The following is an 11,923-nucleotide window of genomic DNA, read 5'->3' on the forward strand; positions in this document are numbered from 1 at the left end:
AGTGCAAGGAATTTATAATAAGGAGGGCAGGAATGCTCTGTCCGTTGTGTCATACACAAAATCGTGATAATGCTAAATTCTGTAAGGGTTGTGGGCAGCTTTTAGCTGTCGAAGTGGTGGCTGCTGGACAACCAGAATCAGCGGAGCAGTATGGATCAGCTGCACAGAATCAGACACAGGGAAAGCAGCCATCCTCGCCATTACCTGAAGATGCTGCATCTGCCGCAGTGCCTGAGGAGACCAGCACAGCGCATGCGCCATCTGAGGGGGCATCGTCGTCTGAAGTGACTCAGGGAAGTGTATCCGCCAATGGACAAAGTACATTTCCATCCGAGGATGCGGCGCAGGTGTATTCGTTGCATCATGAGCAGATTGATGCCACCCAACCAGCTCAGGTAGATACTGCTTCAGATGCATATGGGGGGCTGGATGTCAGCCAGATGCCGACGCAGATCTTGACGCAAGAACAGATGCTGGCTTTTCATGCACGCCGCTGGCAGCAAGAGAGTACTCATGAGTCGGAGGAGCAGACGCAGTATGATAATATCTCTGATGCTCCAACCATCCTGACGACACCTGAGTCTTTGGGCTCAGAGCCAACGGTCTATGCTCCACATGAGGCATCTGGTTATACTATTGATGATGCTCCGACCATCTATAACTCATCTGCGTACGAGGAGAGTGCTTCCGCACCAGCCGATGAGCAACAGACGGCTCGGGATGCTGCTGGCACCTCTCAGGCTGTCCCATCAACAGAGACAGCGGCGACCCCAAAGAGTACTGAAACGCAAGCAAGTGTAGATGACGCAGGTGCTTCTTCCCAGGCGGATGATGCTACTGCTGTCCCCTTAAAGGAGAATAATTTGGAGCAGTCGACAAATACCAGTGAGAGCGCGGAGACAACTGAGGCTACTGAGAAGCAGACCGATGAGCAAGCGGCTCCCGAGAGCAACTCAGAGCAGTCCTTTCCTACGTTAGAGGTGGGCACTGTGGTTGGTGGGCGCTACGAGGTAACGCAAGTTGCTTCTGAGGGTGAGAGCGAGCATGTCTATATCGTCACGGATCACCAGGGATATCAGCATTGCTGGAACTGCGCCTCCGAACAGAATGCGGAAGGCGATGAGTTCTGTATCGATTGCGGCGCAGAACTTTTGAATGCAGCCTACATTCTTCACGCCTATCCCGCCACCGCTCAGAAGTCGGACGATGCTCAGGTCTTGCAAGGAACGATTATCAATACCTTCGTTGATCAAGGCACGACGTATGTCGTAGAGCAACCACAGGCGACCCAGACCGCCTTTCCGAATGGGGCACACTTGATTGCCGCTTGCGACTCTGACGCGGGCACTGTCAGGCGTACCGAACCAAATGAGGATAGTACACTGGTGCTCTCTATGCAAAGGGTCCATGAATCGATCTCGTCTCCTGGAGGACTGTTCGTCGTTGCTGATGGCATGGGAGGACATGCGAATGGACAGGGAGCAAGTCGTTTGACGATTGCTCTGCTGGCCGAGCGTGTGACCCGCGAACTGTTACTGGCTCCCTTGCAGGCCGAAAAAGCTGGCGAGTCGTCTCCTGCCTTCGACGATGAGAGCTTCAAAGAACTGTTACGTGGAGCTATCGAAGAAGCCAACACTGCACTCTGTCAGGTCAACCAGAAAGAGAAGTCAGATATGGGCTCGACCCTGACTGGCTTTATGGTTGTTGGCGACTATGCGTATATATTCAACGTGGGCGATAGTCGTACGTATATGTTACGTGATGAAAAACTTTATCAATTGACCAACGACCATTCGCTGGTGGGACAGCTGGTAGCTGGCGGTCTGATCGAGCCGGACGATGTCTATACACATCCACAGCGCAATCAGATTTTCCGCAGTATTGGCGATAAACAGAATGTACAGGTTGATCTTTTTACGCAACAGGTCCATCCAGGTGATGTGCTCTTAAGTTGTTCTGATGGGCTGTGGGAGATGGTGCGCAATCCACAAATCACTGAGATTCTTAACCAGGCCCCCGACCCACAGACTGCCTGTACCCGTTTAATCGATGCCGCGAATGCCAATGGTGGAGAAGATAATGTTAGTGCCGTCGTTGTTTATGTCCGCTAACCATCCTATGCAGGTCGAGAGAGGCCATTCACGCACGAGCCTGCCGTGGTTAATCGTGGATTATGATATACTGAGGGGCCAGCCGAGTGCGAAAGGAGCAAAAGTATTATGCCTGGAGAGGTAACTCTGGTACACCAATTGGGTAAGGATTATATGCCCGTTACTGGTGGTAGCCAGCTTGCATATCTGCTATTAGAAGCAAAACCGACGGCTTTAATGGCGCAGGTGCGCCTGCCATTGAATTTTGCCCTGGTAATCGATCATTCCGGCTCGATGAAGGGTGCGAAGTTGCGTAATGTCCGCGAAGCGGTGAAACTGGTGATTGATCGTCTGGAGCCGAAGGATTACATTTCCGTGATCATCTTTGATGATAGCGCGCAAGTGATTATCCCATCTATGCCTGCCAATGATAAGCCTGGCATGAAGGCCGCCATCGATCGCATCCAGGATGCCGGGGGGACAACTATGTCCCTGGGCATGATTCAAGGTCTGGGTGAGTTACGGCGTTGGAATATCCCCAATGCTATCAATCGGATGATTCTCCTGACGGATGGCGTCACCTATGGTGATACCGATCGCTGCCGCCAATTGGCTCGCGATGCGGCCGCCAGTGGCATTTCGATCTATCCCCTGGGTATTGGCTCCGACTGGGACGAGGGTTTGCTAGATGATATTGGTCAGCTGAGCGGCGGTATGCCGGCCGAGTTTATCAAATCACCTGAAGACGCGATGTCTCTGTTCGAGCAACAGGTTCAGAGCGCGGTCGCGGTTGCTGTACGTAATGCCACGGTGACTCTGCGCTTGCCAGCAGGCGTGAGCCCACGTAAGGCAGTGAAGGTTCTCCCGTTGATTCGGGATGTTGATGCCTCTTCTTTATCGGATCGTCAGGTAGTCATTAGTCTGGGTGATCTCGAAAAGGATACTGCACAGTCGATTCTGGTCGAGCTGATGATTGATCCTCGTCCTGCGGGACTCTTCCGCATCGCTCAGGCCGAGTTGACGTATGACGTTCCGGTGGTTGGTCTGACGAGCGAGAAGTTGCGCGAAGATATTAAAGTGACCTTTAGCGATGATACGAATCTTACATCTCAGGTCAATGCTCTGGTTATGAACTTCGCCGAAAAATCGAATGCACAGCGTTTGGTGACGCGTATTCTGGATGAGTATAAGCGTACCGGTAAGGCGACGACGAAGATCGCTCCCAATGTGACACGCGTGCTTGATGCCGAGACGCTTTCTGCCATTGAACAAATTAATCAAGGTCAACAAATTTCTCAAGAGCAGGTAAAATCTATCGGTAATAAGACTCGTAAATTAACGCAGCGTTTAGACGATCTGCTTCCGTAAAGATACATTATGTTGATATTCATTGGAAGCTGTAAACTATACATAGATGTTTCCATGTGATTCCCTATTCAGCATACGTAGATAAAAAATAAGGCAGAGGAAGGATATATTCTTATGTCAGTAAAGTGTTCATTAGGTCATGATAATCCCGATGGATCGGCATTCTGTGATGAATGTGGCGAACCATTGAATAGTGCTGCTCCTGCTCCTGACGCGGGGGCTCAGGCTCCGGTAGCGCAGGCAGCACCCGCGCAGACATCCACAGGAGAACAGACGTGCCCATCGTGCGGCGCTGAAAATCCTGCTGGCGAAGCTTTCTGCTCCAATTGTGGCGTGAGCCTGTTAGGAGCTCCTGCTCCCACCGCAGCGCCTGTGGCTCAAGCCTCTCCTGCGCCGATCGATGATACGCCTCAAGTGGCCTCTGCACCAGCGGCTGCCCCGGCAGCCTTGCAGGCTCGCCTGATCGTTGAGGCGGACAATCAGGAGTTTGACCTGAGCGGAAAAGATGTAATCACTATCGGTCGTGAAGATGCTGTGAGCAACATCTATCCTGATGTTGACATGACTCCTCATGGTGGTGAAGAGGGTGGTGTCTCGCGCCTGCATGCACGCATCTTTGTTGAAAATGGTCAGTACCTGTTAGAGGATGAGAACAGCACGAACTTCACATTTCTGAATCGTCAAAGATTGGCTGGCAAAACGCCTACTCCCTTACACGATAATGACGAAGTTCGTTTTGGCCGTGTCCTCTTGCGCTTTAAAACCCCGTAGTCATTGTTTAACTAGCTATGTCTGAAATCCATCTCGCACCTGAAGTAACGTGAGGTGGATAGGCATTGCACTCTGCATATATGTGTACGAGTTTCCGGTGCGGTTTGGTCCTGATTAGGCGGTCGTGAACAGCACTTAACACTGAGTGTATTGGTGTATGAGAGCCCCTCATAGGCGGGAGCTCATACACCAATACACTCACAACATATGTCGCCGACAGCCGACTGTAGTAAACCGGAAATGCTCTGGTACATCTACCGTAGAATTGACAGTAGGTATGATACTCGCTATAATCTACGGGATATCTTGATGTGGAGGCTAAGAAAGGTTCCTTATGAAACGTACCTGGCAACCAAAGCGTATTCCACGCTTACGCGAACATGGTTTTATGAAACGGATGTCTACCCGCAATGGACGTCGCGTGCTCAAAGCGCGTCGTGCTAAAGGCCGCTGGAGCTTGACTGTCTAGCAGTACTGGACAACATTGTGGCACTCAACCGTACGTTACGCTTATGTAAAAATAGCGATTTCCAACGAGTAAGGCAGCAGGGAGGTAGTATATCATCCCGGCTGCTTATCCTCGCTTGGACACCAAATGATCACGGCACATTGCGTGTTGGATTTGTCGTTAGTAAGCGCATCTCGAAACGCGCTGTCCAACGCAACTATGTAAAGCGATTACTCTCGGAGGCGGTTCGACTGTTTGTTGCGGATATTCCTCCAGGATGGGACTTAGTGTTTAGTGCTCGTACACAGATCGTCGGAGTACATCTGTCGGCACTGATCCGGGATATATCTACGTTGTTACGTCGAGCGCAGCTCCTTGAGAACTCTCTAAAATTGGGGACCAAGAGTTGAAGACACGCGAGGGTTTTTAACGTGAAATATATCGCACTCGTATTAATTCGTATCTATCAACGCACGTTGTCGGTGGTAATGCCCTCATCGTGTCGATTTACTCCCTCATGTTCTCAATATGGATATGAGGCCATTCAACGTTTTGGATTTTTCCGTGGCGGTTGGATGACAGCGAAGCGTATCGGCCGTTGCCATCCCTTTTATCACGGTGACCTCTATGATCCGGTTCCAGAGCATCTGGGTCACTAGATCGAGGAAGGCAGGAGAGTTCTTGTGGGTCAAATAGGCTATTTCTTCAATACAATTTTAACATTTCCCATTTTTAATGGACTTGTCGTCCTTGATCGCCTTTTTGGCGATTTCGGTCTCGCAATTTTAGTTCTGACACTGATTATTAAACTGATCTTATTCCCTCTAACGTTACAGCAGCTTAAATCCACCAAGGCGACGCAGGCACTCCAACCGCAGATGGCGGAGATTCGTAAGAAATATGCCAACGACCAGCAAGCTCAGGCGGCCGCACTCCAGACGCTTTACAAAGAGTATGGTGTCAATCCACTCGCCGGTTGTCTTCCCTTGTTTATTCAGCTGCCGGTCCTGTATGGTCTCTACTTTGCGCTTAGAACTGGTCTTAACTCGACAAGTAAATTGAGTGATTTGAACGCACTCCTTTATCCTTTTGTACCTCATTTCACTTCTTACCCGAACGTGTCCTTCGATTGGTTCACCTGGCTGTCATTCTTGAATCCGATTTTGCATCTGGATTGGACCTGGGCTTTCTCTTTGAACAATCCCGATCCTTCGCATGCTCTGCCAATTATCGCTGGTCTGGCGACCTTCGTTCAATTGCGTATGTCGCTGGCCAAGAGTAACCCCACTACGAATAACAAGCCTGCGGCTGTCGATCCCACGCAGCAATCGATGAAGATGATGCAGTACATTATGCCTATCTTCACCATCTTTATTGCCTGGAATGTCCCTTCTGGTCTGGCTTTGTATTGGACAATCTCCTCGATCTTCCAGGCCGTGCAGCAGTACTTTGTCACTGGTTGGGGCGGATTGAGCACGTTGTCAATTTCAAGAAAAGAGATGAGCAGCGGTACGAGCAGCCCAACAACTACGACGCGTCTCTCGCAGCGATCTACAACCACCACATCACGTAAGACAAACGTGGTTGAAAGTTCATTGGCAGATAGCGGTGAGCCTCGTATTGCCAGCGCCAGTGCTGGTACGGGTAGCACTGGGAGTACAGCGACAACTCCTAAGGTAAATGGGAATGGTTCATCTTCCAGTGGTTCACAATATACGCGTCGGCAGCGTGGTGGAAGCGCATCGGCCCGTAGGCGTAGTGGAGCACAACGCGCCCGTTGACGAGCGCTGCCTGATATGAATTTCGATCATCTGTGAAGTACGAGGATGATCGTTGACATAGATAAATTTTACAGGGAGGCACACAAAAAGTGGAAAGCATAGAGGCTAGTGGCAAAAGTGTTGATGAGGCGATTGCTCAAGCGCTTGTCCGCCTGGGAAAACGCCGTGATGAGGTGGAGATCGCCATTCTACAAGAACCTAGTCGAGGAACATTCGGTCTGGGCAGTCGCGATGCTCGTGTGCTGGTGACTGTTCGTGCCAATGTGGCTAATTCTGGTGTGGCGAGTGCCGTGATTACTCCCGAACTGGCTGATGCTATCCTGGGCTCAGTCGAGATTGAAATTCCTCTCCCCGAAGATGAAGAGGACCTCTACGAAGATGAAGAGGATGAGGAAGAGGTATACGAAGAGCTAGATGAAGGTGATATAACGTCTCCTTTCGCTGCCTCCTCGGAGTCTGAGTTACAGCCTCTGATCGAGGCTGCTGAGGCTACGGTTACCAGCGCCAGCGGTGAGATTCAGAACGTCGAACATCCTTCGCGTGAGGATGTCGAGATTACGGTTGATGTGTTACAAAATATTTTACGCTTCATGAGTATTCATGCCACCGTCCAAGTACGTTCAACCAATCCTCTCACGCTCAATATTCGAGGCATTAATGAGAACCTCGGCCTGCTGATTGGTCGTCGCGGAGAGACGCTGGCAGCTTTACAGTTGCTTGTCAATCTGATCGTCAGTCATCGGACCAAGCATCGCATGCGTATCATCGTGGATGCTGAAAACTATCGCGAGCGTCGTGAGGAGAACCTGCGTTCCCTGGCCTTGCGCGTCGCCCAGCAAGTACGAAATTATCGTCGCTCTATTGCTTTAGAAGCGATGCCTCCTCATGAACGGCGTATCGTCCATATCGCGCTCGCCGAGAGCAAAGACATCAGCACTGAGAGTATCGGCGAAGGGGAAGAGCGCCGTGTAGTTATCTCGTTAAAGCGCTCAGTGCGCTAATGTCTATACCAGAGCAGTGTCCCGAATTTGTCGCCCTTGGACATATCACCCGTGATATCCTGGCTGATGGCTCGTTCGCTCTTGGCGGAACGGTGACATTTGCTGCCCTGACGGCCTATCACCTGGGATTAACGGCCGGGATTGTCACCAGCGCGGATGCTGAATTAGCTGCCGGGCTGGCGGCAGCTTTGCCCACAATTGCTTTGCATGTCAGTCCATCGTCTGAAAGCACCACCTTTGCCAATCGCTATCATGAGGGATTTCGGACTCAATATCTTTATGCGCGGGGAACTGATCTCTCCGAGCAGGATATCCCTCCCACCTGGCGCGATCAAGCAGGGATTATTTTATTTGGCCCTCTGGTGCAGGAGATGAATCCCGATATCCTCAGTCATTTCCCACGTCGTGCCGGCAGACTGCTGGCGGCAACTCCCCAGGGCTGGCTGCGACGTTGGGATGCCGATGGACGAGTCTGGCCTACTCCCTGGAAAGATGCTGAGCGCGTCTTGCCGGCTCTCGATGCGCTAATTCTCAGCCATGATGATCTCCTTCCATTCGCCAATGGGAGGCGTGTGGATGCTGATGCGTTGTTGACCGAGTGGAGTATGCTGGTCCCTCTTCTGATTGCCACCGACGGACGTCATGGGGCAACCCTCTTTCAGCATGGAAAGATGACCCATTTTCCAGCCTACGCCGCCAATGAGATCGATCCTACGGGAGCGGGCGATGTCTTTGCCGCCGCTTTCCTCACCTCATTGTATCGTCACAATGATCCGGCCGCCGCGGTCGATTTCGCTAACTGCGTGGCAGCCTTCTCTATCGAGCAAGTGGGCATCCAGGGGATTCCGACGCTGGCTCAGGTTGAGGCACGTCTCGCGTGATGCGGCGGCGCTAGATTGGGTATGGTATCTTTTCTTTTTAGGTATACTATTGCATAATACTTGTGAGTGGATGTGTGGTGATAGGAAAGGGAGGCTTGATGCAAGTACGTGTTTTTCTTCTGTACTGGATCAAATGTGTTGTAGTTGGTTTGTTTTTGTTGAGTTCCTTGATTGTTTTCTGCTCCTTCCAATTTTTTAACCCTCGATATGATGACTCGCTCGTTCCCGCTATCCCCGCTCGCCAACGTAGCGCCGTGGTCTTGTGCCCGGCGGCCAGTTCACGTACGGAAACGTCCCCTATCGCCGATCTTTCGTCTCATCTTGCCGCATTGCGTGGCAAAAACGAACGGATCATACGTCACGAGGCCGCCGGGCACAAGACCACGGCGCTACGTTGGCTGACGTGTATGCCTGGTGCAAGGGGTCATCCTTCTGGTCTGGGCGACGTCGCGATGACCATTGACAGAGCAGTAGCGGAGCAGCCTTTGAACAGTATTGGTCAAGATGCGCGTAGTGGGTCGGCAACGATGAAGCCTGCCATGCATTATCGCGCTATTGGCAATATGCAGCAGAAGTCCTTTTCCTGCCAGTCAAACGCTTCTCCCAGGAAGTGCTATGGTGTCCAGCAGATACAGAATGCCTATAGTGTGACGCCGCTACTGAAAAAAGGGATTACTGGTAAGGGGCGGTCGATTGTGATTATCGATGCCTATCAAGCTCCGCATCTGCGTTACGATCTGGCCCTCTTTAATGAGTATTTTCATCTCCCTGCTTTTCCCCTGAGTATTGTAGCTCCTGATGGTGTGGTGGCGTGGAAGCCATCGAGTGCGCTTCAGGCTTCCTGGTCTGGTGAGATTTCGCTGGATGTTGAGTGGGCTCATGCGATTGCTCCTGAGGCCAGTATTGTGCTGGTAGAAGCGCGCTCTGAAGATGATAGCGCTTTGATCAGTGCGCTAAATTACGCCATCGATAAAAATCTGGGCGATATTATCTCAATGAGCTTTGGCGAAGGCGAAAATTGTGTGAAATCTACGTTGATAGCACCATGGCATGATGCTTTTGTGGCGGCTTTTCAAAAAAATATTACCTTGCTGGCCTCTTCTGGTGATAGTGGTGTGGCGCAGCAAAGCTGTGATGGCGATTCATGGGATAAGGTTGTTTCTGCTCCAGCCTCAGATCCTCTGGTGACTGGCGTTGGCGGCACTATCCTGGATGCAGATGCTCAAACCGGTCGCTATGCGGGCGAGGTTGGCTGGGAAGAACCGGCCAAGAAGGGAGCTACAGGGGGTGGGTTTAGCAATCTTCTCCCGCGTCCTTACTATCAGGCCAGAGCTTCCATGGGTATTTTTAAGCGTGGCGTCCCTGATGTCGCATACAATGCTTCTGTGATTCATGGAGTGATCTCTATCTGGTCCGATGGCCCCAAAGGATTGAATGGCGTGTACAGTGTCGGCGGAACAAGTGCCAGTACTCCCCAGTGGGCCGGGATTATTGCTCTTGTGGATCAATGCAGCCAGCGGCGTGTGGGATTTATCAATCCTGCGCTGTATCAGATTGGGAAAACTCCCTTGCTCTATCATTCTTCTTTTCATGATATTGTCTCAGGGGCAAATACGATTACATTGTCCACCGTGCGAGATGTTTCAAATCTCTATCGCGGCTACAGCGCGCAGACAAATTGGGATCCTGTAACAGGTCTGGGCTCACCGATCGTCTCTAAACTGGTCCCGTTGCTATCAGTCCTGACCATTCCTACAGGCAAAGCCTTGTGGGGCGACAAGCAGAGTTAGTAAGCAAGTCGTGTGTCTGCTGCGTGACATTGTATGACACTCATCATTGATTGTGGTCATCTGTAAAATCTGATATAGTAATTGTGTACAATTTTAGTTCCTACTTTTCCTTGATGGACTGCTTGAGTCGTGAACGAAGAGTAGATGCTGTCTGTTGAATTATACTGGAGTATTTGGCATGACGACAAATGACGGTGCCATCTCGCAATTAAAACGAACCCCTCTTTATGAGCAGCATCGTGCATTGGGCGCTCGCCTGGTTGAGTTCGGTGGTTGGGAGATGCCGGTACAATATAGTGGCATTTCGGCCGAGCATCAGGCCGTGCGCAACAGGGCTGGCCTGTTCGATGTCTCTCATATGGGCGAGTTTAAGGTTGGGGGAGAGGATGCACTGGCTTTTTTACAATATTTGGTCCCCAATGATGTCTCTCGACTGGCTATCCATCAGGCTCTCTACACGCAGTTGTGCTTGCCCGATGGCAATGTGATTGATGATCTGCTGATTTATTATCTGGCAGAGCATGAATACATGTTGGTCGTCAATGCCGCCAATATTGCAAAGGATTTTGCCTGGGTACAGGAGCAGTCTCGGCGCTTCCCGCAGGTGTCGCTTATCGATCAATCGGCTACCACTGCTTTGATTGCGTTGCAGGGACCGTTGGCACAAGAGATCTTGCAGCCTCTCACCGAAACTGATCTGTCCGCGGTACGCTTTTATCACTTTGCGCCCGGCGAGGTCGCTGGCGTGCATTGTATTATTTCTCGGACTGGCTATACGGGCGAGGATGGCTTTGAGCTCTATTGTTCCTCCGCTGATGTCTCCGCTCTCTGGGATGATGTGCTGGCTGCCGGTAAGCCCGCTGGACTCTTACCCGCTGGCCTGGGGGCACGCGATACTCTACGCCTGGAGGCAGGTCTCTGTCTCTATGGGCATGAGTTGGATGAGCATACGAATCCTCTGGAGGCCCGTCTTGGCTGGACGGTCAAGCTGGCTAAAGAGGCCTTTATTGGGCAGGATGCCTTAAAGCAAGTGAAAGCACAGGGACCTCAACGTCTGCTGGTCGGTGTTGAATTGTTGGAGCGTGGTGTGCCACGTGGCGGTTACGCTCTTTACTCCGGTGATAGACAGATTGGAAGTTTGACCAGCGGAGCACCCGGCCTGTCTGTGCCAAAAAATATTGGTATCGGATACGTCGAGACCGCTCAAGCGCAGATTGGCAATCAGATTCTGGTTGATATTCGTGGAAAGCACGTGGCTGCTCAGATTGTGGCCCTCCCTTTTTATAAGCGGAAATAGGGTCAGTCACAGGCAGATCACTACTAGTATGAAGCGTCGTTCCTGGTGAAGGGAGAAATAAAACTATGGCTAGCTTGAATCATCCGGGCAACTTAAAATACAGCAAAACCGACGAGTGGGTACGCGTGGAGGGTGATGAGGCGGTGATCGGTATCACCGACTATGCTCAGGATCAACTTGGAGACATCGTCTATGTCGAGCTGCCCTGGGATGGCAGTCAGGAGATCGCCTTCGACGGAAAATTTGGAGATATCGAGTCGGTCAAAGCCACATCTGAACTGGTCTCTCCGATTGCAGGTGAGATTATCAGCGCCAATGCAGAGCTCAAAGAGCATCCCGAGTACATCAATGACTATCCTTACGAGCAGGGCTGGATGCTACGCGTTAAGCTTTCTGATCCCTCTCTGCTGGATGCTCTATTAGATGTTGATCAGTATCTGGATTATCTGCAAGGTCGCTAAGCATGCTTTTTCGGAGGTGCGTGTCTGGATAGATG

12 protein-coding genes are annotated in these 11,923 nt (G+C 51.2%); all 12 read left to right on the forward strand.

Annotated features, from left to right (window positions below):
* The first annotated feature begins 32 nt into the window (after positions 1 to 32).
* The gene (locus tag AC27N8_RS24040) at positions 33 to 2,111 is read left to right on the forward strand and encodes a PP2C family protein-serine/threonine phosphatase (protein ID WP_487070125.1); all 2,079 of its coding nucleotides are present in this window, start codon (positions 33 to 35) and stop codon (positions 2,109 to 2,111) included.
* 108 nt (positions 2,112 to 2,219) lie between these two features.
* Entirely contained in the window at positions 2,220 to 3,458 is a 1,239-nt protein-coding gene (locus AC27N8_RS24045; RefSeq protein WP_487070127.1) for a vWA domain-containing protein, read from the forward strand.
* 114 nt (positions 3,459 to 3,572) lie between these two features.
* Positions 3,573 to 4,229 carry a double zinc ribbon and FHA domain-containing protein gene (locus AC27N8_RS24050; RefSeq protein WP_487070129.1) on the forward strand — a complete coding sequence of 219 codons (657 nt, stop codon included), beginning with the start codon at positions 3,573 to 3,575 and terminating at the stop codon, positions 4,227 to 4,229.
* Between the two features lie 334 nt (positions 4,230 to 4,563).
* Entirely contained in the window at positions 4,564 to 4,698 is a 135-nt protein-coding gene (gene rpmH / locus AC27N8_RS24055) for a 50S ribosomal protein L34 (protein WP_126627207.1), read from the forward strand.
* A gap of 17 nt (positions 4,699 to 4,715) precedes the next feature.
* Positions 4,716 to 5,087 (forward strand): ribonuclease P protein component, encoded by a 372-nt coding sequence (gene rnpA, locus AC27N8_RS24060; protein WP_487070132.1) that lies wholly within the window; start codon positions 4,716 to 4,718, stop codon positions 5,085 to 5,087.
* Between the two features lie 21 nt (positions 5,088 to 5,108).
* Positions 5,109 to 5,336, forward strand: a complete 228-nt coding sequence (gene yidD / locus AC27N8_RS24065) for a membrane protein insertion efficiency factor YidD (protein ID WP_487070134.1) — start codon at positions 5,109 to 5,111, stop codon at positions 5,334 to 5,336.
* 24 nt (positions 5,337 to 5,360) lie between these two features.
* Positions 5,361 to 6,458, forward strand: coding sequence for a YidC/Oxa1 family membrane protein insertase (locus AC27N8_RS24070; protein WP_487070136.1), 1,098 nt, complete (start codon positions 5,361 to 5,363; stop codon positions 6,456 to 6,458).
* 89 nt (positions 6,459 to 6,547) lie between these two features.
* Positions 6,548 to 7,459 carry an RNA-binding cell elongation regulator Jag/EloR gene (gene jag / locus AC27N8_RS24075; protein ID WP_487070138.1) on the forward strand — a complete coding sequence of 304 codons (912 nt, stop codon included), beginning with the start codon at positions 6,548 to 6,550 and terminating at the stop codon, positions 7,457 to 7,459.
* Positions 7,459 to 8,340 (forward strand): PfkB family carbohydrate kinase, encoded by an 882-nt coding sequence (locus AC27N8_RS24080; RefSeq protein ID WP_487070140.1) that lies wholly within the window; start codon positions 7,459 to 7,461, stop codon positions 8,338 to 8,340. Before jag ends, AC27N8_RS24080 begins: the two co-directional genes overlap by 1 nt.
* A gap of 98 nt (positions 8,341 to 8,438) precedes the next feature.
* On the forward strand, positions 8,439 to 10,130 hold the full coding sequence (locus AC27N8_RS24085) for a S53 family peptidase (protein WP_487070142.1): 1,692 nt from the start codon (positions 8,439 to 8,441) through the stop codon (positions 10,128 to 10,130).
* A gap of 178 nt (positions 10,131 to 10,308) precedes the next feature.
* Positions 10,309 to 11,427, forward strand: coding sequence for a glycine cleavage system aminomethyltransferase GcvT (gene gcvT, locus AC27N8_RS24090; protein WP_487070144.1), 1,119 nt, complete (start codon positions 10,309 to 10,311; stop codon positions 11,425 to 11,427).
* Positions 11,428 to 11,492: 65 nt separating this feature from the next.
* Positions 11,493 to 11,888 carry a glycine cleavage system protein GcvH gene (gcvH, locus tag AC27N8_RS24095; RefSeq protein WP_487070146.1) on the forward strand — a complete coding sequence of 132 codons (396 nt, stop codon included), beginning with the start codon at positions 11,493 to 11,495 and terminating at the stop codon, positions 11,886 to 11,888.
* Positions 11,889 to 11,923: the final 35 nt, after the last annotated feature.

The sequence above is a fragment of the Dictyobacter sp. Z7_2 genome (assembly GCF_057551105.1).